Annotated in this window: 19 protein-coding genes; 13 read left to right on the plus strand and 6 right to left on the minus strand. The window is 72.4% G+C overall.

Features of this window, described 5'->3' with window-relative positions:
- Positions 1-19 precede the first annotated feature (19 nt).
- Together ABD329_RS28025 and ABD329_RS28030 are read right to left on the minus strand one after the other, a co-directional pair.
- Positions 20-2,104 carry a YhgE/Pip family protein gene (locus tag ABD329_RS28025; RefSeq protein ID WP_198277189.1) on the minus strand — a complete coding sequence of 695 codons (2,085 nt, stop codon included), beginning with the start codon at positions 2,102-2,104 and terminating at the stop codon, positions 20-22.
- Complete coding sequence (locus ABD329_RS28030; protein WP_198277190.1) at positions 2,076-2,936, minus strand: ATP-binding cassette domain-containing protein; 861 nt, start codon at positions 2,934-2,936, stop codon at positions 2,076-2,078. Before ABD329_RS28030 ends, ABD329_RS28025 begins: the two co-directional genes overlap by 29 nt.
- 192 nt (positions 2,937-3,128) lie before the next feature.
- On the opposite strand from ABD329_RS28030, the gene ABD329_RS28035 reads away from it, so the two are divergent.
- From ABD329_RS28035 to ABD329_RS28045, 3 genes are all read left to right on the plus strand, one after another.
- Positions 3,129-3,659, plus strand: coding sequence for an SAV_6107 family HEPN domain-containing protein (locus ABD329_RS28035; protein WP_198277191.1), 531 nt, complete (start codon positions 3,129-3,131; stop codon positions 3,657-3,659).
- Positions 3,660-3,808: 149 nt separating this feature from the next.
- Positions 3,809-4,591 (plus strand): methyltransferase, encoded by a 783-nt coding sequence (locus ABD329_RS28040; protein WP_198277192.1) that lies wholly within the window; start codon positions 3,809-3,811, stop codon positions 4,589-4,591.
- Between the two features lie 271 nt (positions 4,592-4,862).
- Positions 4,863-5,255: a DUF3040 domain-containing protein gene (locus tag ABD329_RS28045; protein ID WP_030831620.1), complete on the plus strand. Its 393-nt coding sequence runs from the start codon at positions 4,863-4,865 to the stop codon at positions 5,253-5,255.
- A gap of 290 nt (positions 5,256-5,545) precedes the next feature.
- On the opposite strand, the gene ABD329_RS28050 is transcribed toward ABD329_RS28045, so the two are convergent.
- The 4 genes from ABD329_RS28050 to ABD329_RS28065 form a co-directional block, all read right to left on the minus strand.
- Positions 5,546-7,978 carry a transglutaminase TgpA family protein gene (locus tag ABD329_RS28050; protein ID WP_198277193.1) on the minus strand — a complete coding sequence of 811 codons (2,433 nt, stop codon included), beginning with the start codon at positions 7,976-7,978 and terminating at the stop codon, positions 5,546-5,548.
- Complete coding sequence (locus ABD329_RS28055) at positions 7,975-9,363, minus strand: DUF58 domain-containing protein (protein ID WP_198277194.1); 1,389 nt, start codon at positions 9,361-9,363, stop codon at positions 7,975-7,977. The genes ABD329_RS28050 and ABD329_RS28055 overlap by 4 nt, the downstream gene beginning before the upstream one ends.
- On the minus strand, positions 9,363-10,415 hold the full coding sequence (locus ABD329_RS28060) for an AAA family ATPase (RefSeq protein ID WP_198277195.1): 1,053 nt from the start codon (positions 10,413-10,415) through the stop codon (positions 9,363-9,365). The genes ABD329_RS28055 and ABD329_RS28060 overlap by 1 nt, the downstream gene beginning before the upstream one ends.
- 220 nt (positions 10,416-10,635) lie before the next feature.
- On the minus strand, positions 10,636-11,190 hold the full coding sequence (locus tag ABD329_RS28065) for a beta-class carbonic anhydrase (RefSeq protein ID WP_198277196.1): 555 nt from the start codon (positions 11,188-11,190) through the stop codon (positions 10,636-10,638).
- Between the two features lie 409 nt (positions 11,191-11,599).
- On the opposite strand from ABD329_RS28065, the gene rsmH reads away from it, so the two are divergent.
- The 10 genes from rsmH to murG all read left to right on the plus strand — a co-directional run bounded on the left by rsmH (position 11,600) and on the right by murG (position 23,722).
- The gene (gene rsmH / locus ABD329_RS28070) at positions 11,600-12,562 is read left to right on the plus strand and encodes a 16S rRNA (cytosine(1402)-N(4))-methyltransferase RsmH (RefSeq protein ID WP_198277197.1); all 963 of its coding nucleotides are present in this window, start codon (positions 11,600-11,602) and stop codon (positions 12,560-12,562) included.
- Positions 12,563-12,630: 68 nt separating this feature from the next.
- A complete protein-coding gene (gene ftsL / locus ABD329_RS28075; RefSeq protein WP_425574389.1) occupies positions 12,631-13,182 on the plus strand; it encodes a cell division protein FtsL in 552 nt (183 codons plus the stop codon).
- 8 nt (positions 13,183-13,190) lie between these two features.
- On the plus strand, positions 13,191-13,325 hold the full coding sequence (locus tag ABD329_RS28080) for a hypothetical protein (RefSeq protein WP_344317088.1): 135 nt from the start codon (positions 13,191-13,193) through the stop codon (positions 13,323-13,325).
- Positions 13,322-15,304: a peptidoglycan D,D-transpeptidase FtsI family protein gene (locus tag ABD329_RS28085; protein WP_344317089.1), complete on the plus strand. Its 1,983-nt coding sequence runs from the start codon at positions 13,322-13,324 to the stop codon at positions 15,302-15,304. The genes ABD329_RS28080 and ABD329_RS28085 overlap by 4 nt, the downstream gene beginning before the upstream one ends.
- Before the next feature lie 12 nt (positions 15,305-15,316).
- Positions 15,317-17,077 (plus strand): UDP-N-acetylmuramoyl-L-alanyl-D-glutamate--2,6-diaminopimelate ligase, encoded by a 1,761-nt coding sequence (locus tag ABD329_RS28090; RefSeq protein WP_425574390.1) that lies wholly within the window; start codon positions 15,317-15,319, stop codon positions 17,075-17,077.
- Positions 17,078-17,139: 62 nt separating this feature from the next.
- Positions 17,140-18,579: a UDP-N-acetylmuramoyl-tripeptide--D-alanyl-D-alanine ligase gene (locus tag ABD329_RS28095; RefSeq protein ID WP_198278914.1), complete on the plus strand. Its 1,440-nt coding sequence runs from the start codon at positions 17,140-17,142 to the stop codon at positions 18,577-18,579.
- On the plus strand, positions 18,576-19,643 hold the full coding sequence (gene mraY, locus ABD329_RS28100) for a phospho-N-acetylmuramoyl-pentapeptide-transferase (protein ID WP_086884991.1): 1,068 nt from the start codon (positions 18,576-18,578) through the stop codon (positions 19,641-19,643). The genes ABD329_RS28095 and mraY overlap by 4 nt, the downstream gene beginning before the upstream one ends.
- Positions 19,640-21,115, plus strand: a complete 1,476-nt coding sequence (gene murD, locus ABD329_RS28105) for a UDP-N-acetylmuramoyl-L-alanine--D-glutamate ligase (RefSeq protein ID WP_198278913.1) — start codon at positions 19,640-19,642, stop codon at positions 21,113-21,115. Before mraY ends, murD begins: the two co-directional genes overlap by 4 nt.
- Before the next feature lie 54 nt (positions 21,116-21,169).
- The gene (gene ftsW, locus ABD329_RS28110; protein ID WP_198278912.1) at positions 21,170-22,621 is read left to right on the plus strand and encodes a putative lipid II flippase FtsW; all 1,452 of its coding nucleotides are present in this window, start codon (positions 21,170-21,172) and stop codon (positions 22,619-22,621) included.
- A gap of 6 nt (positions 22,622-22,627) precedes the next feature.
- A complete protein-coding gene (murG, locus tag ABD329_RS28115; protein WP_198278911.1) occupies positions 22,628-23,722 on the plus strand; it encodes an undecaprenyldiphospho-muramoylpentapeptide beta-N-acetylglucosaminyltransferase in 1,095 nt (364 codons plus the stop codon).
- Positions 23,723-23,734 lie beyond the last annotated feature (12 nt).

Raw genomic sequence — 23,734 nt, forward strand, 5'->3', positions numbered from 1 at the left:
GTTGTCGATGTTATCCCGCTCACAGGCTCAGCTCCGGGTGCAGCCGGTCCACCGTCCACACCTGCCGACGCCGCGCCGACCACGCGGTGAGCGCCAGGGCGGCCGCGGTGAATCCGAGGAGCACCCCGCAGGCCAGCCACACCGGGCCGAGCCCGCCGCCGGTGATCAGCCGGCGCAACCCGTCCACCACGTAGGTCATCGGCAGGAAGGGGTGGATGGCGTTGAAGAAGCGCGGACTGGTCTGCACCGGATAGGTGCCGCCCGCCGAGGTCAGCTGGAGCATCAGCAGGGCCAGCACCAGGATCCGCCCGGCCGGTCCGAAGCGGGCGTTCAGCCACTGCACGATCGCCGTGAAACAGGCCGTCACCAGCATCAGGAAGCCGAGCGTGCCCGCGGTCCGCACCATCTCGAGGCCGATCGCCCAGTGCAACACCGCCATCAGCGCCAGCGTTTGGAGGACACCGATCGTGGCCACCGGCAGCCAGCCCGCGAACGCGGTCCGCCAGGAGGACGCGCCCGCCGCGAGCGCGCGCCCGTTGAGCGGCTGGATCAGCATGTAGGCCACCATCGCGCCGACCCACAAGGAGAGCGGGATGAAGTACGGGGCGAAGCCCGTGCCGTAGTTGGGCGCCTTGTGCAGCGCCTGGTTGACCAGCCGCACCGGATCCGACATCACCTCCGTACGGGCGTCCCGGTCCTGCTTGCCGTAGTCGGGGATCTTGCCCGCGCCGTCGTGCAGACCGCCGGAGAGCTTCCCGGAGCCGTCCACGAGCCGGTACATCCCGCCGCCCAGGGTGTCCGCGCCGCCGCGCGCCTTACCGACGCCACTGTCGAGGTCGGACGCGCCGGTCTTGGCCGTGCTCAGCCCGGTGTGCAGGGTTCCGGCGCCCTTGGCGACCTTCTGCGCCCCGGAGTTGAGGGTGTTGATCTTCCGTACGGCGGAGTCGAGGTCGGTGTCCAGGTGTGGGGCCTTCCGCGCGAGCCAGAGCGCCTGGTCATGCAGATCGTCCAGATGGCCGCCGAGCGTGTCGAGTTGGCCGGTGTGGTCCTGGACCAACTTGTTGACGTCCTCGGCCACATCGGCGGCGGTGTCGGCCGCCGCCACCGACTTCTTCAGCGCGGGGCAGTCCGGGTCGGTGGGCACCGCACCCCCGCAGCGGGTCCGGTAGTCGGCGGCGAGGTCGTCGGACGCCTTACGGGCCTTGGTGGCCGCCGTGGAGGTCTTCTCGGGCAGGGTGTCGAGGTTGTCGGACGCCTTCTGGGAGGCGTCGGCGACCAGTTGGGAGATGTCCCCGATCTCCTTGCCGTGCTCCTTGAGGAACGGGCGGACCTTGGCCGCCACGCCGTTGACCTTGTCGGACAGGGACTGGGTGCCGTCGGCGACCCCGCCCGCGCCGGTCTCGAGCGTCCCGGAGCCCTTGTAGAGCGTGCCGAGCCCGGACTTCAGATCGCGGCTGCCCTCCTTGGCCTTGGCCAGGCCCTTGGCGAGGTCATCCGCGCCCTTCTTGGCCTTGCCGATGCCCTTACCGAGCTTGTCGGCGCTCTTGGCGGCCTTCTCGGTCTCGCCGTGGATGTCGGCGAAGGAGATGAAGATGTTGTCGTAGAAGCCGCGGGACGCCTTGGTGGAGGCCGCGGCGCGCACCTCGGAGAAGACCGAGCGGGAGATCTGGCCGACGATGTAGTTGTTGGCGTCGTTGGTGCGCACCTTGAGCGCGCCGGTCTCCGGGGACTTCCCCGAACTGGAGGCGATCTGCCGGCTGAAGTCCGAGGGGACGGTCAGCGAGAGGTAGTACGTGCCGTTCGCGACGCCCTTACGGGCCTCGGCGGCACTTGTGGGGTGCCAGTCGAAGGTCTCGCTGTCGAGCAGCTTGTCGGTGATGTCGTCGCCCGCGGTGAGGTGCTTGCCCTGCACGGTGGCGCCGGTGTCCGAGTTGACGAGGGCGACCGGGATCTTGTTCAGCTTGCCGTACGGATCCCAGAAGGACCACAGGTACAGGGCGCCGTAGAGCAGCGGCAGCAGGAGCAGGGCGGCGAGCGCCGCGCGCGGCAGCTTGCCCCTTCCGAACCGCTTCAGCTCAAGCGCGGCGAGTTTCGGCGAGCGCATCCGCCGACCCCTCCTCGTTTTCGTCGTGTTCGTGTCGGTCGGCGGCGGGCGCGTCGGCCTTCCGGGGCTCGCGGGCCTTCTCATCGCTCTCGGCGGCGGTCTCGTCGTCGCTCTCGGCGGCGCCGGTGCGCGCGGTTCGGACCACGACCGCGCCGGGCGGGGCCTGGCTGCACACCGCGAGGACCGTGGTGCCGTCCTGCGCGATCTGCCGCAACAGCGCCCACGCGCGGTCGCGGTCGGCGTCCGAGAGCTTCAGATCGGCGTCGTCGACGGCCAGCAGCCGCGGCCTGGCGATGAGCGCGAGCGCGATCGACAGCCGCAGCGCCTCCAGCCGCTCCAGGTCCCGCACGGCCGTACGCGGCCCCTTGGGCAGCGTGTCGAGGTCCAGCCCGGCGGCCGTAAGGGCGGCGTCGATCGCGGCCCGGGACGCGGCGGCGCGATCCCGGCGCGGACGCAGCAGCCCGCGCGGGGAGTCGGCGAACCGGCGCCGCAGCAGGGCACGCTCGCGCAGATGCTCGGCGACCGTGAGCACCGGGTCGAGCTCGGTGACGCCCGGCACATGCGCGAGCGCGCTGATCCGGCGTATGCGCGCCATCTGTTGGGGAACCCGGAAGCCATCGACGCGGCCGTGTCCCTCGGTGGGGCGCATCCGGCCGGTGAGCGTGAGCAGCAGGGAGGTGCGGCCCGAGCCGGACGGGCCCTCGATGGCGATCAGCGCACCCGGCTCGGCGGCGATGCCGGCACCGCGGAACGCCCAGCCGTGCGACCCCCTGACGCCGAGCCCCTCGGCCGTCACCGCCGCCCCGGTCCCCGCTTCTGGGGTGCCCCCCACACAGATCACTTCCTTGATTTTTGAACTGACTGGTCAGTGCAAAAACCAGTATGGGGCATGGCCGGGCGAGGTGTGGCACCGGGGGCGTTCGCGCTGGTCAGGGCCGATTGTCAGTGGTGTGCCCCACGATGGCCCCATACGGCGGTCGCTTTACCACACGAGCGGCCGCCACGCGACGACAGGAGGTTCGTCATGGCCAGTACCGCCGCAGCGCGCCGGCACCGTGCCGCCGCCCCTGCCCCCTCGTTGACCGGTCCCGCGAGCGATGTCCACCCCGTGCTGCGCCGCGCGTCCGCCCCGCCCGCCGCCGCGGCCCTGCTCACCCAGGCCCATGAGGGCCTGGAGGAGGCTGCCGCGCTCGAGACCCCCAACGAGCGCTTTGCGACCGCACATCTGGCCGCACTGCGCACGGCCGCCGCCGTGCTCGCCGTGCGCGGCCGCCCCGAGCCGACCGCACGCCGCCGCGCCCGGATCCGCAGCGCCTGGGAGGTGCTGCCCGAGGTCGCTCCCGAACTGGCCGAGTGGTGCGCCCTGTTCGCCTCCGGCGCCGAGCGCCGGGCCCGCGCCGAGGCGGGGATACAGGGCGCCGCGAGCCCGCGGGACGCGGACGATCTGCTGCGCGCCACCGCGATGTTCCTGCGCCTGGTGGAGCGCATGCTGATGTTGCAGCCGGCCCTGCCCCACCAGAGGCCGGAGGACGAGCCGGGCCCGCCGGGGGCCTGAGCGGCGGCCCGCTGTCGCGTGGTGCCGGTCCGCCGGCCGCCTCGGCGCGGCCCGCCCCACGGAGGCAATAGGCTGGGAGCGCCGACGTTCAGCAAGCCGTCGTCACCGCCTCCGGGCGGTGGCGGCACCGCGCCGAGGAGCCACCCGCCGTGTCAGACCCGCAGCGCCCCCGTGCGTCCCTCCGTACCGCCGTGGTCTGGGAGGTCCTGAAAGACGCCCTGGAACGGCGGGCCAAGGCCACGGGCCGGGAGCCCGCCGGGGGCGAGGCCGTGCACGGCGCGCTGGACGTCCTGGACACCGGCGGCGGCAGCGGCAATTTCGCCGTCCCCGTGGCCCGCCTCGGCCACCGCGTCACCGTGGTCGACCCGAGTCCGAACGCGCTGTTCGCGCTGGAGCGGCGGGCCGCCGAGGCCGGGGTCGCCGACCGGGTGCGCGGGGTCCAGGGAGACGCCCACGGGCTGTTCGACGTGGTCGAGCGGGGCGGCTACGACGTGGTGCTCTGCCATGGCGTGCTGGAGTACGTCGACGACCCCGCCGAGGGCCTGCGGAACGCGGCGGCGGCCCTGCGCCCCGCCGGGACCCTCAGCGTGCTCGCCGCGGGCCTGGGTGGCGCCGTGCTGGCCCGCGCCCTGGCCGGTCATTTCACCGAGGCCCGGCAAGCGCTTACCGACCCGGAGGGCCGCTGGGGCTCCGGGGACCCGATGCCGCGCCGCTTCACCGAGGACCAGCTGTCCGGGCTGGTGCGCGCGGCCGGTCTGGAGATCGCCGCGGTGCACGGGGTGCGGGTCTTCGCCGATCTTGTCCCCGGGGTGCTCGTGGACACCGAGCCCGGGGCGCTGGACGCCCTGTTGCAGCTGGAGGAGGCCGCCGCCGAGCTGCCCGCCTTCCGCTCCGTCGCCACTCAGCTGCACGTTCTCGCCGAGCGGGACTAGCGCGCTCCTCCCGCCCCACCCGATGACGGGCGGCGCAGGTGGAGTCGGCCACAGGAGGCCCGATCGAACGCCCGGCGCCGTATGATCGGGGTACACCGTCCGGCATGGCCAATCGGCGGGAGGGGAATGGACGTCTCAGCGTCAACTTTCGCCACGCCCGAAGGGGTGGGCGAATTGGCGTTGAGGGGCGGGTTTCACGGGGGCGATTCCCTGCCTATCCTGAAAGGGTCGCACCCGGTCGCCCCCCGCGACCGACGAGTAGGAGGACTCCGTGCCGCTCTCGGAGCACGAGCAGCGCATGCTCGAGCAAATGGAGCGAGCGCTGTACGCCGAAGATCCCAAGTTCGCGACAGCGCTTGAGGGAAGCGGCCTGCGAACGTACACCCGGCGACGGGTCTACCAGGCGGTCGCGGGTTTTCTGGTGGGCATCGCACTCCTCATGGTCGGGGTGATCGTTCCCCAGATCTGGATCAGCGTGGTGGGCTTCCTGATCATGCTGGGATGCGCGGTGCTCGCGGTGACCGGGTGGCGCAAGGCTCCCAAACCCGGCGAGGCACAGCGTGGCGGCGGGGCGGCTCCCCGCCGTCAGGGCCGTCAGCGCCGCTCGATGATGACACGCATCGAGGAGCGGTGGCAGCGGCGCCGTGATGAGCAGGGCCACTGAGAATTCACGGATGAGCGGTTGAGGGGCGGTCGCCGACTGGCGGCCGCCCCTCAACCGTGCGGTGTGCCGCGTTCGCGGTGCGTTTCCGCGGTGCGTTTCCGGGCTGTGGCCCTTCGGTCGCGGTGCGGACCTTCGGCGGTGCCGTGGCCCTTCGGCCGCGGTGCGGCTCCCCTCGGCCGTGTACGTGGCCCTTTCCGCCTGCGGACGAGCCTGCCGTAGGCCCCCGCACACGGCCGAGCCCCGCGCCATGCGCGGGGGCTCGGCCACAGGCGGCCAGGGCCGCCCGGGGATCAGTTCTCCTGCTGGCCGCGCGGGGTCCGCAGCTGGGAGGCCCAGCGGGCCCAGCGGGGCGCTCCCCACCGCTCGACCAGCGCGGACCAGCGCTGTCCTGCCGCCCACGCCAGCTGGGCCGCGGACCGCGGGGCCAGCAGCGCCCGCAGCCGCTCCCGCCGCCCCGCCTTGGCCCGGAATCCGGCCAGCACCAGCCGGACGTCGTCCGCGACGCCCGTGACCGGGCGCGGCCGCGGTGCGTACAGCACCTGCTCGACCGTCTCGGCCACCCGCTGCGCCGCCCTGGCCGGTTCGTCGTCGAGCTCGGCGAGCCGCACCATGCGGGCCACCGCTCTGCGCGAGGTCAGCGAGTCGTCCGGCAGTACGCCGAAGTCCCAGGCCGAGTCGGTGAGTTCACGCCATGCGGCGAGCACCCGGTCGGTGGCGTCCTGCTCGGTGCGCCCGCCCGAGCCGTTCAGTCTGCGGGTCCGTATCCGCCGCCGCCACAGCATGGGCAGCAGGGGAACCATGGCCAGCAGCACCGCCAGCGAACTCCAGCTGGTGACCTTGGTGGCCGACCAGCCCCCGCCCGAGGCGCCGTTGTCCGGCTGCTGGGCCGCGGCGCCGCCACAGGAGCCCAGCTTCTTCATGTCCGTGGAGCAGCTGTCGGAGGCGGTCGGTGCGGCAGACGGCTCCGAGGTGTCGGTGGGCTCGGTCGTCGGGTCGTCGGTCGGGGTGCCCGAGGGCGTCTGCTCCATCGTGTAGTCGGGCTGGGTGCCACGGCTCGGGGTGGGCTCGAAACGGGTCCAGCCCACGCCCTCGAAGTACAGCTCCGGCCAGGCGTGCGCGTCCTTCAGGCCCACCGACACCGAGCCGTCCGCCTGGGCGGTGCCGGGGGTGAACCCGACCGCTACCCGCGCCGGAATGCCCAGCGTCCGGGCCATCGCCGCCATCGAGAAGGAGAAGTGGACGCAGAAGCCCTCCTTCTGCTTCAGGAACCGGACGATGGCGGCCGAGCCGCTGCCGGACTGCACCTGGGTGTCGTAACGGAATCCTCCGTTCACCGCGAACCAGTCCTGGAGCTTGACCGCCTTCTCGTACGCGTTCGACGCACCGGCGGTCACCTCCCGCGCCGTACGGGCCACCACGGACGGCAGCGAGTCCGGCACCTCCGTGTACTCGTTCCGCAGCCGGGAGGGCGGTGCCGGGGCGGCCGCCAGCTGGTCGGCCGTCGGCTCCACCAGCAGGCTGGTGACCCGGTAGCGGGCGCCCCGGGTGGTCTGGCCGCGGTCGCCGACCAGCGTGCGGCCCTCCGGCTCATAGCGCCAGCGGCCGTCGATCTCGACCCTGGACGCGGGGTAGGGGAGGGGCAGCCAGTTCTGCGCGTACCAGTCGGCGGCCGAGATCGAGGTGTCGATCGAGGAGACCCGGACCGAGGGGCCGAGCCCGGCGGGCGAGGGAAGCTGGCTGGGCACATCGGTGACATGCCGCTCGGACGACTTCCACGAGGTGCCGTCGAACCGGTCCAGCGCCACGATCCGCAGATAGAGGTCCTGGGTGGTCTGCGAGGAGGTGCGATAGCGCAGCACCTCCTTGTTCTCCGGCTGGTTCAGGCTGTCCTGGAGCGACACCAGCGGATTGACCGCCGAGATCGTGCCGCCGCCGCTGCCCGCCCCGCCGTTGCCGCCCTGCCGGTCCAGCAGCCCGCCGTCCAGGGACGGCAGCACCGCGGGCACCGCGAGCGCGATGCCGAGCGCCAGCACGCCGATCCGGCGGCCGGTGCGCACCGGCGCGAGCGCCGGGCTGCCTCCGGCCCCGGCCAGGCCAGAGGGCGGCATGCCCGACGGATGCGGGGCGCCGCCGCTGAAGACCCGGCCCCACTGGGACAGCCGGTCCCGGCCCTCGGCCAGGAGCAGCAGCAGATAGCCGGCCGCCGCCAGCAGGAACCACAGCCAGTCGCTGCCGTCGTCGGACAGACCGGCCGCCACAGAGTAGAGCGCGAGCAGCGGAAGCCCGGCGGGGGCCGCGCTGCGGTACGTCACCGCGAGCGCGTCGACCACCAGGCCGATCGCCAGCACCCCGCCCACCAGCATCAGCCGGATGCCATCGGTGAGCGGCGCGGGGATCGCGTACTGCCCCACGTCGTCGGCGCCGTCGCGCAGCAGCAGCGCGAACTCGTGGAGCGCCTGCGGGCTCGGCAGCAGCCCGCCCAGCGCCTGGTCGTGCGCGAAGGCCACGGTGAGCAGCAGCAGCGTCACCACGGCCTGCGCGGCCACCGTGAGCGGGCGGGCCAGCGGCACCCGGCGGGCCGCCGCGCCCGCGGCGCTCTGCGCCGTCAGCAACAGGACGGCCTGCAACAGCCAGCTCGCCGGATCCACCAGCGGCAGCAGCGCACAGGCCGCCGCCACCGTGGCCAGCGCCGCACATATCGCGAGCCGAACGCTTCCACTCATGTCCAGCTCCCTGTCATGCCGCCGACCGCGCGGCTTCCGGCGTCCGCCCGGGTGGCGCCCTGGGTGTCGGCCTGCCGCCACAGCTGCGCCAGCGAGGCGCCGGGGCCGACCGGCAGCGCCGTCCACCCCGCCTCGCGCAGCCGCCGCAGCCGGTCCTCCAGCTCCCGCGTGCTCCCGGACTCCGCCCCTCGCGACCAGGCGGCGCCGTCCAGCACAAAGGCCACCGCGGCCGTGGTGCGGTGGCGCATCCGAGCGGCCATCGCCGCCTGCTCCTCGTCCAGCTCGCCCAGGAAGGCCACCAGCAGCCCCTCACCGCCGCCGCGCAGCACCTCATGGGCGGGCGAGAGCCCTCCGCCGTCCGAGTGGTCCACCACGGCGAGGGTGTCCAGCATCAGCCCGGCCGTCTCCGCCGAGTCATGGGTGGAACCGGTGAAGCCGCCTCCGCCGTCCGGGCCCGGCACCGAGCTTCCGGTGTCGGTCAGTAGCCGGACCGCGTAGCCCCGCTCCAGCAGGTGCACCGCGGCCGAGGCCGCCCCGGCGACCGCCCATTCGAAGGCCGAGTCCGGCCCGGAGCCGTAGTGGGCGGTGCGCCGGGTGTCCAGCAGCACCGTGCAGTGGGCCCGCTGCGGCTGCTCCTCCCGGCGGACCATGAGCTCCCCGTAGCGAGCTGTGGAGCGCCAGTGCACCCGGCGCAGATCGTCGCCTATGCGGTAGCCGCGAGGGATGACATCGTCCTCACCGGCCAGGGCCAGCGAGCGGTGCCGCCCGTCCCCGTACCCCGCGGCCTCGCCGGTCAGGCGCACCGGGGGCAGCGGCTCGACCCGGGGCACCACCGTGAGCGTGTCGTAGGCGCTGAAGGCGCGGGTGAGCTCGCACATCCCGAACGGATCGCTCAGCCGCAGCTGGAGCGGGCCCAGCGGATAGCGGCCGCGCAGATCCGAGCGGACCCGGTAGGACACCTCGCGGCGGCCGCCCGGCTCCACCCGGTCCAGCACGAACCTCGGGCGCGGCCCCAGCACATAGGGCACCCGGTCCTGGAGCATCAGCAGCCCGGTGGGCAGCCGCGAGACATTGTCCATCCGCAGGTGAACCCGGGCCTCGGAGCCGGCCGGCACCCGCGCGGGCGCGAGCCGCCGGCTGCCCGCCACCCGGTACCGGGTGCGGTAGACCACGGCCACGCAGACCAGCGGCAGCGCGGCCAGCAGCAGCCCGACCCGCAGCAGATCCGCCTGGCCCAGGACATAGCTGCACACCGCGGCGGCCACCCCGGCGGCCAGGAAGGAACGGCCGCGGGTGGTCAGACCGGCGAGGGCGGCCCGCAGCCCGCCCGACTGCTCGCCGGCGCCGGGCCCCTCGGGGCCCATGCCCGTCCCCCCTGCGGCCATCACAGCCTCCGCGCGCCCGGCTGCTGCCGCCCGAAGTCGGCCGGGGGCATGGGTGGCACGGGCGGCACCCCGCCCGTGCCGCGCTGGGCGGAGGTGGGCACCGGAACGCGCTGCACGATGTCCGCGACGACCTGCTCGGAGGTGCGGCGGTTCAGCTGGGCCTGCGCGGTGGGCAGCAGCCGGTGGGCCAGCACCGCGACGGCGAGGGCCTGCACATCGTCCGGCAGCGCGAAGTCCCGCCCGGCCAGCGCGGCCGACGCCTTGGCGGCCCGCAGCAGATGCAGCGTGGCGCGCGGCGAGGCGCCCAGCCGCAGATCGGGGTGGTTGCGGGTGGCGGCCACCAGGTCCACCGCGTAACGCCGGACGGCCTCGGCGACATGCACCGAGCGCACCGCCTCGATCAGCTTGACGATCTCATGGGCGTGCGCGACGGGCTGGAGGTCGTCCAGCGGGGAGACCCCGCCGTGGACGTCCAGCATCTGGAGCTCGGCCTGCGGGCTGGGGTACCCGATGGAGACACGGGCCATGAAGCGGTCGCGCTGCGCCTCGGGCAGCGGATAGGTGCCCTCCATCTCGACCGGGTTCTGCGTGGCCACCACCATGAAGGGGTTGGGCAGCTCATAGCTCTCCCCGTCGATGGTGACCTGGCGCTCCTCCATCGACTCCAGCAGCGCGGACTGGGTCTTGGGCGAGGCGCGGTTGATCTCGTCGCCGATCACGATCTGGGCGAAGATGGCGCCCGGCTTGAACTCGAACTCCTTGCGCTGCTGATCGAAGATGCTCACGCCGGTGATGTCGGACGGCAGCAGGTCCGGGGTGAACTGGATCCGCCGCACGGAGCAGTCGATGGACCGGGCGAGCGCCTTGGCCAGCATCGTCTTGCCCACGCCCGGGACGTCCTCGATCAGCAGATGCCCCTCGGCGAGCAGCACGGTCAGCGAAAGCCGTACGACCTCGGGCTTGCCCTCGATCACACCCTCCACCGACCTGCGGATCCGCTCCGCTGTGGTGGTCAGATCGCTGAGGCTCGCTCGCTCGTCATAGGTCGTCACCCGGCCCTCCTCGGCCCGTTCTCAGGGCCGTTGCCCTCGGAACGGACCGGCCCACCGCAAACGCTGACATCGGGCCCCCGCATGGTTGCGGGGGACGATGTCACCTATGCATTCTTGCGGTCTCCGCGGCTTCGCGTCACTCGGCTGTGGATAACCCGGGGTTATTTGTCACGCTTGTACGAGTTCGAGTGCTGAATCCCTTCCGTATCCTCAGCACCCCTCACGTCCGCGGCGTGACCTCCCGCAGCAGACCGGTCGTCACATCGAAGACGAAGCCGCGGACGTCGTCGGTGTGCACCAGGAACGGCGAGGTGCGCACCCGCTCCATCGACTGGCGGACGTCGGCGTCGAGGTCCTTGAACGCCTCGACCGCCCACGACGGCCGCTGTCCCACCTCCTCCTCCAGCTCATGCCGGAAGTCCTCGGTGAGGTTCAGCAGACCGCAGCCGGTGTGGTGGATGAGCACGACGCTGCGGGTCCCGAGGGCCCGCTGGCTGATGGTCAGGGACCGGATGATGTCGTCGGTGACCACACCGCCCGCGTTGCGGATGGTGTGGCAGTCACCCAGCTCCAGGCCGAGTGCTTCGTGCAGGTCCAGACGGGCGTCCATGCACGCGACGATGGCGACGCGCCGCACCGGCCGCGCGTCCATCCCGGGGTCGGTGAACTTCTCGGCGTACTTGCGGTTGGCCTCCACGAGGCTGTCGGTGACCGTGTCTCCCGTACGGGCGTCGCGGTCGGTGGACGGGTTCGGCTGCGGCGCTGATATCGACATGATGACGACGCTACCTCTCACCAGGGGATTTTGTCTTCTCTTTAGGTAGGGCAAACGAGGGCAACGGGGTGGTCCGAAGGGGTGATGTGAGGCAATCCACAACCCCTCGCGCCCCGTGGTCCGGTGCCCCGGAGAGGGGATACCACCCCTGGGGCGGGACGCGCAGGCCGGTTGGTTGACCGAAGGGACGAGTGGACTAAAGTGGCGCGAAGTGGGAGGCGTGACGCTCCCCTCGGATCCCGGAATTTCGCGTGAGCGCGGTGCGTACGTACCCCTCGGCCTCCTCCCGCTCCGGTCGCCTGACGTCACTTCCCCGGCGCCAGTAGGCCACTTCCCCTTCAGAGCGGGCGGGGACCCGGCGGTGCGTATCATCCTCGCCCGATCCTCAGAAGGGCGCACGAGCAGCGCAATGAGCAGCAACGCTCTCCACGTTCCCGTCATGCTCCAGCGCTGCCTGGACATGCTGGCCCCCGCTCTCGCCCAGCCCGGCGCGGTCGTGGTCGACTGCACCCTGGGCCTCGGCGGCCACAGCGAGGCGCTGCTGCGCGACTTCCCCGAGGCCCGGCTGATCGCCCTCGACCGCGACCCGTCGGCGCTGCGGCTCGCCGGGGAGCGGCTCGCCCCTTACGGCGATCGGGCGACGCTGGTCCATGCGGTCTACGACGAGCTGCCCGAGGTCCTCGACCGGCTCGGCGTCCCGCGCGTCCAGGGGATCCTCTTCGACCTCGGCGTGTCGTCCATGCAGCTGGACGAGGCCGGGCGCGGCTTCGCCTACGCCCAGGACGCCCCGCTGGACATGCGGATGGACCAGACCACCGGGGTCAGCGCGGCCGAGGTGCTCAACACCTATCCGCCGGGCGACCTGGTGCGCATCCTGCGGACGTACGGCGAGGAGAAGTTCGCCAAGAAGATCGTGGACGCGGTGGTGCGCGAGCGCGCCAAGGAGCCGTTCACCAACAGCGCCCGGCTCGTCGAGCTGATCCGCGAGGCGCTGCCACAGGCCGCCAAGCGCACCGGCGGCAATCCGGCCAAGCGCACCTTCCAGGCGCTGCGGATCGAGGTCAACGGCGAGCTCGCGGTCCTGGAGCGGGCCATCCCGGCGGCCGTAAGGGCGCTCGCGGTCGGCGGGCGCATCGCCGTGCTGTCGTATCACTCGCTGGAGGACCGCCTGGTCAAGCAGGTGCTCGCGGCCGGTGCCAGCAATACGGCGCCCCCGGGGCTGCCGGTCATCCCCGAGCAGTACCAGCCCCGGCTGAAGCTGCTCACCCGTGGCGCGGAGCTGCCCACCGAGGAGGAGATCGCCGAGAACCGCCGGGCCACCCCGGCGCGGTTCCGGGGAGCGGAGCGCATCCGGGAAGAGGTCGCCCCGTGAGCGCGCGGGGGACGGGCCCGAAAGGGCGGCCGGCGCCGGGCGCCGCCACGGCCAGGCGCACGCCCTTCGTGCTGCTCGTCGTGGTCCTGCTCGGCTCCGGCCTGATCGCGCTGCTGCTGCTGAACTCCTCCCTCAACCAGGGGTCGTTCGAGCTCACCAGGCTGGAGAAGCAGACCAAGGAGCTCACCGACGAGCGCCAGGCCCTCCAGCAGGACGTGGACAAGCTCTCCGCGCCCGCCGAGCTCGAGCGGCGCGCCCGGGAGCTGGGGATGGTGCCCGGCGGCACCCCCGCCTTCCTCAACCCGGACGGCTCGGTCAGCGGGGTGCCCGCCCCCGCCACGGGGCAGCCCTCGGTGCTCGGCGGCCCCGGCCGGATGCTGTCGCCCTCGCTCGGCACCACGCCGTCCGGGGCGTCACCCGTCCCGTCCGGGGTGTCGCCCGTCCCGTCCGGGGTGTCGCCCGTCCCGGCCCGGGTGTCGCCCACTCCGTCCGCCCTCGCTCCGCCCGCGCCGCCGTCCGCCACGGCCTTGGTGACCCCGCGGGTGCCGCCCAGCAGCCATTCCGCGGCTGCCTCCGCCTCCGCCTCCGCCTCCGCGAACTCCACCCCGGCCCCTCAGTAGGTGACACGGTGACGCGACCCCCAGCCTGCGCCCAGCCCACCCCGCCCGCGCCGACGACCGCCCGCGCGCGGTGGACGGCCGCCGAGCCGAGGACGGCCACCGAGCCGAAGGCGGCCGTCGAGCCGAAGGCGGCCGTCGCGTGAGCGCGCCCCAGGACCCCCGCCGCCGTGGGGTGCCCGGCCCGGCCGGCCCCCGTGGCGACCGCCGCCCGCGCCAGGACGCGGCGCGGCGCCCCGGTGACCGTGCCGGAAAATCTTCCGGCCGCCCGGCCCCGCGCCCCCGCCCCGGCGCTCCCCAGCAGCTGCGGCTGGGCAGCCCGCGTCCCCGGCTCCGGCTGATCAGCCTCGGCCTCACCCTCGTCATGCTGGTCTTCGTCGTACGGCTGCTCCAGGTGCAGGCCGTCGACGCCAGCGCCTACGCGGCCAAGGCCAACCTCAACCGCTACATCCCGGTGAAGCTGTCCGCCGAGCGCGGCTCCATCACCGACCGCAACGGCGTCGACCTGGCGACCACGGTGGACGCCTACGACATCACCGCCGCCCCCGACCTCCTCACGCCCAAGACGGCCAAGACCCATGACGCGCCCCGCCAGGCCGCGGCCCTGCTCGCGCCGATCCTCGGCAAGGACCAGGCGGACCTGGAGCAGAAGCTCACCGACAACCCCAGGTCGCAGTACGTCGTGCTGGCCCGGCAGCAGTCCCCGCAGGTCTGGAACCAGATCAAGGACCTGAAGAGCGCCCTGGACGACGCGGCGGCCAAGGGCAAGGGCACCAATGTCCTGGCCGGGGTCAACCGCGAGGCGCACAGCAAGCGGGTCTATCCGAACGGGGACCTCGCCGCCGGGCTCCTGGGATTCGTGGGCGCCGACGGACGCGGCTCCGCCGGGCTCGAGCAGCAGCTCAACAAGAAGCTCGCGGGCAAGGACGGCAAGCGCGTCTACGCCCAGTCCGGCGGCCACCAGGTGCCCACCGGCGACGTCAGGGAGCAGCCCGCGGTCCCCGGCAGCGACTACGAGCTGACCATCGACCGCGACATCCAGTGGGCCGCCCAGAGCGCCATCGCCGACCAGGTGCGCAAGTCCGGGGCCGACCGCGGCTACGTCATCGTCCAGGACACCCGCACCGGCCAGCTCCTGGCCATGGCCAACGCCCCGGGCTTCGACCCCAACGACATCACCACCACGGACGCCGACGCCCTGGGCAACGCCGCGGTCTCCGACGCGTACGAGCCCGGCAGCGTCAGCAAGCTGATGTCCATGGCCGCCGTCCTCCAGGAGGGCGTGGCACGCTGGGACACCCATGTGGTGGTCCCCAACCGGCTGCCGCGCGCCGACCGGGCCTTCGCCGACGACATCGACCATCCGACCTGGTACCTCACGCTCAACGGCGTGCTCGCCAAGTCCAGCAACATCGGCACGATCCTCGCCACCGAGCAGCTGGCCAAGACCAAGCGGCAGAAGAACCAGATCCTCTACTCCTACCTTCGCAAGTTCGGGATCGGCCAGCCCACCGGGCTCGGTCTGCCCGGCGAGACCCCGGGCATCCTGGCCAAGCCGCAGGACTGGAGCGCCTCGCAGCAGTACACCATCCCCTTCGGCCAGGGGCTGTCGCTCAACGCCGTCCAGGCGGCCTCGGTGTACTCCACCATCGCCAACGGGGGCGAGCGCATCGCGCCCACCCTCGTCCGCGGCACCAGGGGGCCCGGCGGCGACTTCACCGCCGCGCCCGCCCCCAAGAAGACCCGTGTCGTCAGTAAGGAGACCGCGAAGACGCTCGCCGAGATGCTGGAGTCGGTCGTCGACGATCAGGAGGGCACCGGTGCCAAGGCGAAGATCCCGGGCTATCTTGTCGCGGGCAAGACCGGCACCTCCAACCGGGTGGACCCCAAGACCGGCCGCTACCGCGGCTACACCGCGTCCTTCGCCGGCTTCGCCCCGGCCGACAAGCCTCGGCTGACCGTCTACTGCGCCGTCCAGAACCCGACCAAGGGCAGCTACTTCGGCGGCCAGGTCTGCGGACCGGTCTACAAGAAGGTCATGGAGTTCGGCCTCAAGGCCCTCCAGGTCCCGCCGTCCGGGAAGCAGCCCAAACGGCTCCCGGTGAGCTACAACCCGGGCCAGTGAGCGGACCCAGCAGTGATGACGATCACGCCGGACCCCGGGAACCACGGTCCGGTACGGCCCCGCACCGCCGCCTCATTTCGCGGGGGAGCGGGTGTCCCGGGTACGCTCACCGCCGTGCCCCACGCTGATCAGTCCCAAACCCCTCAGAAGGACGTTTCTGTGGAATACCCGGGAGCGCCCCGTCCCCTCCAGGTCCGCCCGATCCCGCTGGCGGAGCTGGCGGATCAGCTGGGCGTCGAAGCCCCCGAAGCCTCGGAAGGGGTCGCGGTCACCGGGATCACCCATGACTCGCGGGCCGTACGCCCCGGCGATGTGTACGCCGCGCTGGCCGGTGCCCGCCTCCACGGCGCGGACTTCGCCGCCCAGGCCGCCGACCTCGGCGCGGTCGCGGTGCTGACCGACCCGGCCGGTGTCGAGCGCGCCGCCGCCACCGGCCTGCCGGTCCTCGCGGTGGACAACCCGCGCGGCCGGATGGGCGCGCTGGCCGCCACGATCTACGGCGAACCGGGACACGACCTGCTCCAGATCGGCATCACCGGTACCTCCGGCAAGACCACGACCGCGTATCTCATCGAGGGCGGCCTCAAGGCCGCCGCGAAGCACGACGGCGGCCTTACGGGTCTCATCGGCACCGTCGAGATGCGGATCGGCGACGAGCGCATCAAGTCCGAGCGCACCACCCCCGAGGCCACCGACCTCCAGGCGCTGTTCGCCGTGATGCGGGAGCGCGACGTCCGCTCGGTCGTCATGGAGGTCTCCAGCCACGCCCTGGTCCTCGGCCGCGTCGACGGCTGCGTCTTCGACGTCGCGGTCTTCAACAACCTCAGCCCGGAGCACATGGAGTTCCACTCCGGCATGGAGGACTACTTCCAGGCCAAGGCGCAGCTGTTCACCAAGGCCCGCAGCCGCCTCGGAGTGATCAACTACGACGACGAGTACGGCCGCCGCCTGATCGAGCAGTCCGAGGTGCCCGTCACCACCTTCTCCGCCGAGGGCCACCCCGACGCCCACTGGCGCGCCGCGGACGTCGAGGTCGGCCCGCTCGGCTCGACCTTCACCGCCGTCGGCCCGAACGGCGAGTCCGTACGGGCCGCCGCGCCCCTCCCGGGCCCCTTCAACGTGGCCAACGCGCTCGCCGCCGTCGTCGCGCTCGCCGTCGCCGGGATCGACCCGCAGACGGCCGCCGACGGCGTCGCCGCCGTCCCCGGCGTACCGGGCCGGCTGGAGCGGGTCGACGTGGGCCAGCCCTACCTCGCGGTCGTCGACTACGCCCACAAGACCGACGCCGTCGAGTCGGTGCTGCGTGCCCTCCGCAAGGTGACCGACGGCAAGCTGCACGCCGTCCTCGGCTGCGGCGGGGACCGCGACCGGCTCAAGCGCGGCCCCATGGGCGCCGCGGTGGCGCGGTACTCCGACACGGCCGTCCTCACCTCCGACAACCCCCGCTCCGAGGACCCGCTCGCGATCCTCGCCGCCATGCTCGCGGGCGCCGCCGAGGTGCCCGCCCACGAGCGCGGTGATGTGCTGGTCGAGGAGGACCGGGCCAACGCCATCGCGGCCGCCGTCGCCCGCGCCGAGCCGGGTGACACCGTCATCGTGGCGGGCAAGGGCCATGAGCAGGGCCAGGACATCGCGGGCGTGATCCGGGCCTTCGACGACCGGCAGGTACTCCGCGAAGCCATCGAGCTCAGTGAGCGAGCCCACGGGCGCGATGCCACGCGCCCCGAGGCGAGCCCACAGCACCGGGACAAACACCTAGACGACCAGGGATGACAGACCGCCATGCGCGCACCAGCCCCCTCCAGGCAGCTCTCCCGCACGGCCGGAGGTGATCAGTGATCGCACTGTCCCTCACCGAGATCGCCGGCCTAGTCGGTGGACAGCCGCACGACATACCGGACCCGGACCTGAAGGTCACGGGCCCCGTCGTGATCGACTCCCGTGAGGTGCGGCCCGGCAGCCTCTTCGCCGCGCTCCCCGGGGAGCGCGTGGACGGCCACGACTTCGCCAGGGGCGCGGTCGAGGCGGGCGCCGTGGCGGTCCTGGCCGCCCGCCCCATCGGCACCCCGGACGCACCCGTACCGGCGATCGTCGTCCCCGACGTCATCGCCGCCATGGGAGCGCTCGCGCGCGCCGTCGTGGAGCGCCTGGGCACCACCGTGGTCGCCCTCACCGGCTCCGCCGGCAAGACGAGCACCAAGGACCTCATCGCCCAGCTGCTCCAGCGCCGCGGCCCCACCGTATGGACGCCGGGCTCGCTCAACAACGAGATCGGCCTGCCGCTCACCGCGATGAGCGCCGACGAGGCCACCCAGCACCTGGTGCTGGAGATGGGCGCCCGCGGTAAGGGCCACATCCGGTATCTGACGGAGCTCACCCCGCCCCGTATCGGACTCGTGCTCAACGTCGGCACCGCCCATATCGGGGAGTTCGGCGGCCGGGAGCAGATCGCCGAGGCCAAGGGCGAGCTCGTGGAGTCCCTGCCGCCCGCCGCGGAGGGCGGGGTGGCGGTGCTCAACGCCGACGACCCCTTCGTGCGCGCCATGGCGTCGCGCACCAAGGCCCGTACGGTCCTGTTCGGCGAGGCCGAGGACGCCGATGTGCGTGCCGGGAATGTCCGGCTCGCCGACGGCGGCCGTCCCGCCTTCACGCTTCACACCCCTACCGGGTGCAGCGAAGTGACCATGCGCCTGTACGGTGAGCACCACGTGTCGAACGCGCTCGCCGCGGCCGCCGTCGCCCATGAGTTGGGCATGTCCGTCGACGAGATCGCCGTGGCGCTCTCCGAGGCGGGGCAGCTCTCCCGCTGGCGGATGGAGGTCACCGAGCGCTCGGACGGCGTGACGGTCGTCAACGACGCCTACAACGCGAACCCCGAGTCCATGCGAGCAGCGCTGCGCGCGCTGGTCGCCATGGGCGCTGCCACACCGGGGCGTCGCACGTGGGCGGTGCTCGGCCCGATGGCCGAGCTGGGCGAGGAGTCACTGGCCGAGCACGACGCGGTCGGGCGGCTGGCCGTCCGGCTCAACGTCAGCAAGCTCGTGGCGGTCGGCGGCCAGGAGGCCGCCTGGCTGGACATGGGCGCCAAGAACGAGGGTTCGTGGGGTGAGGAGTCGGTGCACGTGTCCGACGTGCGGGCAGCGGTCGATCTGCTGCGCAGCGAGCTGCGACCGGGGGACGTCGTGTTGGTGAAGGCATCCAGGTCGGTCGGCCTGGAGCGGCTTGCTCAGGCATTGCTCGACGGTGAGGGTGAGGTCGCCGGCCGATGGGCATGAGGCAGATCCTCTTCTCGGGAGCCATCGGGCTCTTTCTGACCCTGATCGGCACACCGCTGCTGATCAAGCTGCTGGCCCGCAAGGGCTATGGCCAGTACATCCGGGACGACGGTCCGCGGACGCACGGCAGCAAGAAGGGCACGCCCACGATGGGCGGTATCTCCTTCATCCTGGCCACGCTGATCGCCTACGCCCTGACGAAGGTGATCACGGGCAGCCAGCCGACCTTCTCGGGCGTGCTGGTGCTCTTCCTGTTCGCGGGCATGGGCCTGGTCGGCTTCCTCGACGACTACATCAAGATCGTCAAGCAGCGCAGCCTGGGTCTGCGGGCCAAGGCCAAGATGGCCGGTCAGCTGATCGTCGGTATCGCCTTCGCGATCCTCGCGCTGAACTTCGCCGACGCGCGCCAGCAGACCCCCGCCTCCGACCGGCTCTCCTTCGTCCAGGACTTCGGCTGGTCCTTCGGCCCGGTGATCTTCGCGATCTGGGCGCTGTTCATGATCCTGGCGATGTCGAACGGCGTGAACCTCACCGACGGTCTCGACGGTCTGGCCACCGGCGCCTCCGTGATGGTCTTCGGCGCCTACACCTTCATCGGCGTCTGGCAGTACCAGGAGTCCTGCGCCAACGCGCAGACCCTCACCAACCCGGCGTCCTGTTTCGAGGTCCGCGACCCGCTCGATCTGGCCGTCGTCGCCTCCGCCCTGATGGGCGCGTGCTTCGGCTTCCTGTGGTGGAACACCTCACCCGCCAAGATCTTCATGGGTGACACCGGTTCGCTCGCGCTCGGCGGCGCGCTCGCCGGCCTCGCCATCTGCTCCCGTACGGAGCTGCTGCTGGCCCTCCTCGGCGGTCTGTTCGTCCTGATCACCATGTCCGTGGTCATCCAGGTCGGCTCCTTCCGGACGACCGGGCGACGGGTCTTCCGGATGGCACCGCTCCAGCACCACTTCGAACTCAAGGGGTGGAGCGAAGTCCTTGTGGTGGTCCGGTTCTGGATCATCCAGGGCATGTGTGTGATCGTCGGCCTCGGCCTCTTCTACGCGGGGTGGCGGGCCTCGTGACGTCCGGCGCCGCCTCCCTCGACGTGTCCGACCTCGCCGGCCGGCAGGTCACCGTCGCCGGACTCGGCGTCTCCGGGGTCCCCGCGGCGCGTGCGCTGCGGGGCCTCGGGGCCTCGGTGACCGTGGTCAACGGCAGCGACGGCGAACCGCAGCGCGCCCAGGCGGCCGAGCTCGAGCCGCTGGGCATCACGGTCCGCCTCGGCGACGGGGCCGCGTCCAATAGCGGCTCCGCCGCGGGGCTCCCCGAGGGCACCGAGCTGATCGTGACCACCCCCGGCTGGAAGCCCACCAGCCCGCTCTTCCTGGCCGCCGCCGAGGCGAACGTGCCCATCTGGGGCGATGTGGAGCTGGCGTGGCGGCTGCGCGGGAAGGACGCCCCGCCCTGGCTCGCGGTGACCGGCACCAACGGCAAGACGACCACCGTAAGGATGCTGGCGGCCATCCTGGAGGCGGCCGGGCTGCGCACCGCCGCCGTCGGCAACATCGGCGTCTCGCTCCTGGACATCGTGCTGGGCGACGAGCCGTACGACGTGCTGGCCGTCGAGCTCTCCAGCTACCAGCTGCACTGGGCGCCCTCGCTGCGCGCCCACTCCGGGGCGGTGCTCAACCTCGCCCCCGACCACCTCGACTGGCACGGCTCCATGGCGGCCTACGCGGCCGACAAGGGCCGGATCTACGAGGGCAACCAGGTGGCCTGCGTCTACAACGTGGCCGACCCCGCCACCGAGGACCTGGTGCGCGCGGCCGACGTCGAGGAGGGCTGCCGGGCGATCGGCTTCACCCTCGGCACCCCCGGCCCCTCCCAGCTCGGCGTCGTGGAGGACATCCTCGTCGACCGGGCCTTCGTGGCGGACCGCCAGAAGCAGGCGCAGGAGCTCGCCGAGGTCTCCGACGTGAACCCGCCGGCCCCGCACAACATCGCCAACGCCCTCGCGGCGGCCGCCCTGGCGCGAGCCTACGGCGTCCCGCCGAAGGCCGTACGGGACGGCCTGCGCGCCTTCCGGCCCGACCCGCACCGGGTGGAGCATGTGGCGGACGTCGACGGCGTGGCCTACGTCGACGACTCCAAGGCGACCAACACCCATGCCGCGGAGGCGTCGTTGGGCGCCTATGAGCACATCGTGTGGATCGCGGGCGGCCTCGCCAAGGGGGCCACCTTCGACGAGCTCGTCCTCACGGCGGCCGAGCGGCTGCGCGGCGTGGTGCTGATCGGCGCCGACCGTGCCCTGATCCGGGAAGCGCTCGCGCGACACGCAGCAGATGTCCCGGTCGTGGACCTCGACCGGACCGACACTGGGGCGATGGCCGCGGCTGTGCGCGAATCGGCGCGGCTCGCCCGGCCGGGCGATACCGTCCTGATGGCCCCGGCCTGTGCCTCGATGGACATGTTCACCAACTACAACAAGCGGGGCGACGCCTTCGCCGCGGCGGTTCATGACCTGGCCTCCGGCCGGGTCCCGGACGATCAGTAGCCCGCCGGTCCCCCGCGAGGACCGCCCGCGCGGGGAAACCGGAGGGGATACGACATGACGCCTGACCAGCCCGCCGCCCCGCGTTCCCGGACGGCCCGCCCCGGCACTGGCCGCCCGGTGCCGCGCTCGGGCGGCACCCTGCGGCTGCGCGAGGCCGTACGGGGCAAGGGCCGGGCGGCGTCACCGGCCCGCCCGCGCTCCACGGCGGGCGCCTCGCGGCCTCCGCGCCGCCCGCCGAGGGTGAATGTCCTCGAGGCCCTGCGCGGGCTCCAGCAGCGTCTCAGGCGGGCCTGGGACCGGCCGCTGACCGCGTACTACCTGCTGCTCGGCGGCTCGCTGCTGATCCTGGTGCTCGGGCTGGTCATGGTCTACTCCGCCTCCCAGATCAAGGCGCTACAGTCCGGGCTCTCACCGTCGTACTTCTTCCGCAAACAGCTCTTCGCCGCCGCCCTCGGCGGTGCGCTGATGCTGCTCGCCGTGCGGATGCCCATCAAACTGCACCGGGCCTTCGCCTATCCGCTGCTCGCGGTCTCGGTCTTCCTGATGTGTCTGGTGCAGGTCCCGGGCATGGGCATCGCGGTCAACGGCAACCAGAACTGGATCTCCTTCGGCGGTCCCTTCCTGCTCCAGCCCAGTGAGTTCGGCAAGCTGGCGCTGGTCCTGTGGGGTGCCGATCTTCTCGCCCGCAAACAGGACAAGCGGCTGCTGGCCCAGTGGAAGCACCTGCTGGTCCCGCTGGTGCCCGCGACCGGCATGCTGCTCGGCCTGATCATGCTGGGCGGGGACATGGGCACCGCGATCATTCTCACTGCGATCCTTTTCGGCCTGCTGTGGCTGGCCGGCGCCCCCACCCGGCTCTTCGCGGGCGTCCTCGCCTTCGCCGGGATCATCGGCATGGTGCTCATCAAGACCAGCGCCAACCGGATGTCCCGGCTCGCCTGTATCGGCGCCACCGAGCCCGGTGCGCACGATCAGTGCTGGCAGGCGGTGCACGGGATCTACGCGCTCGCCAACGGCGGATGGTTCGGCTCGGGACTCGGGGCGAGTATGGAGAAATGGGGCGAACTACCCGAACCGCATACTGACTTCATCTTCGCCATTACCGGGGAGGAACTCGGCCTGGCGGGGACGCTGTCGGTTCTCGTTCTCTTCGCGGCTCTAGGCTATGCGGGTATCCGCGTGGCCGGACGCACGGAGGACCCCTTCGTGAGGTACGCCGCGGGAGGTGTGACCACCTGGATCACGGCCCAGGCCGTGGTCAACATCGGCGCGGTGCTCGGTCTGCTGCCGATCGCGGGTGTTCCGCTCCCGCTGTTCTCCTACGGAGGGTCCGCCCTGCTGCCGACCATGTTCGCCGTCGGCCTGCTGATCGCCTTCGCCCGGGCTGAGCCCGGTGCGCGGGCGGCCCTGGCCATGCGGCAGCCTGCTTTGCGGAAGAAGCTGGCTCGGGTGAGACGGAAGACGATGAGACGGCCCGTCAAGAGGCGGCCGTCCGGAGAGCGGTGAATTTCGGTGCATGTCGTACTCGCCGGTGGGGGGACCGCCGGCCACATCGAGCCCGCGCTCGCCCTCGCGGACGCCCTGCGCAGGCAGGACCCGACCGTGGGGATCACGGCGCTCGGCACGGAGCGCGGGCTCGAGACCCGGCTCGTACCGGAGCGCGGCTATGAGCTCGGGCTCATCCCGGCCGTACCGCTGCCGCGCAAGCCCACCCCCGAGCTGATCACCGTCCCCGGACGGCTGCGCGGCACCATCAAGGCCGCCGAGCAGATCCTGGAGCGCACCAAGGCCGACTGTGTCGTCGGCTTCGGCGGCTATGTGGCCCTGCCCGGCTATCTGGCCGCCAAGCGGCTCGGCGTGCCGATCGTCGTCCACGAGGCCAACGCCCGCCCCGGCCTCGCCAACAAGATCGGCTCCCGCTACGCCCACTTCGTGGCGGTCTCCACCCCGGACAGCAAGCTCCGCAACTCCCGCTATGTGGGCATCCCGCTGCGCCGCTCCATCGCCACCCTCGACCGGGCCGCGGTCCGCCCCGAGGCCCGCGCGGCGTTCGGGCTCGACCAGAACCTGCCGACGCTGCTGGTCTCCGGCGGCTCGCAGGGCGCGCGGCGGCTGAACGAGGTGGTCCAGACGGTGGCGCCGTTCCTCCAGCGCGCCGGGATCCAGGTGCTCCACGCGGTCGGTCCGAAAAACGAACTGCCTCATGTGGACAACATGCCCGGAATGCCGCCCTACATCCCGGTACCGTATGTGGACCGGATGGACCTCGCGTACGCCGCGGCCGACATGATGCTCTGCCGCGCGGGCGCGATGACCGTCGCCGAACTGTCCGCCGTCGGGCTCCCCGCCGCCTACGTCCCGCTGCCGATCGGCAACGGCGAGCAGCGGCTCAACGCCCAGCCGGTGGTCAAGGCGGGCGGCGGGCTGCTGGTCGACGACGCCGAGCTGAGCCCCGAGTGGGTGCAGGGCAATGTGCTGCCGGTGCTCGGCGACCCGCACCGGCTGTACGAGATGTCCCGGCGCGCCGCCGAGTTCGGCCGCAGGGACGCCGACGAGCTGCTGGTCGGCATGGTGTACGAGGCGATCAGCGCACGCCGCCAGGCGTGAGGAGGCAGGGAG

Origin of the sequence: Streptomyces javensis (assembly GCF_039525925.1) — a bacterium.
Classification (GTDB): domain Bacteria; phylum Actinomycetota; class Actinomycetes; order Streptomycetales; family Streptomycetaceae; genus Streptomyces; species Streptomyces asiaticus.

Coding starts and splice junctions, on each gene's coding strand:
- ftsW (WP_198278912.1), top strand. CDS start 21,170: ATGACGCCTGACCAGCCCGCCGCCCCGCGTTCCCGGACGGCCCGCCCC.
- ABD329_RS28065 (WP_198277196.1), bottom strand. CDS start 11,190: ATGTCGATATCAGCGCCGCAGCCGAACCCGTCCACCGACCGCGACGCC.
- rsmH (WP_198277197.1), top strand. CDS start 11,600: ATGAGCAGCAACGCTCTCCACGTTCCCGTCATGCTCCAGCGCTGCCTG.
- ABD329_RS28050 (WP_198277193.1), bottom strand. CDS start 7,978: ATGAGTGGAAGCGTTCGGCTCGCGATATGTGCGGCGCTGGCCACGGTG.
- ABD329_RS28035 (WP_198277191.1), top strand. CDS start 3,129: ATGGCCAGTACCGCCGCAGCGCGCCGGCACCGTGCCGCCGCCCCTGCC.
- ABD329_RS28055 (WP_198277194.1), bottom strand. CDS start 9,363: ATGGCCGCAGGGGGGACGGGCATGGGCCCCGAGGGGCCCGGCGCCGGC.
- mraY (WP_086884991.1), top strand. CDS start 18,576: ATGAGGCAGATCCTCTTCTCGGGAGCCATCGGGCTCTTTCTGACCCTG.
- ABD329_RS28025 (WP_198277189.1), bottom strand. CDS start 2,104: ATGCGCTCGCCGAAACTCGCCGCGCTTGAGCTGAAGCGGTTCGGAAGG.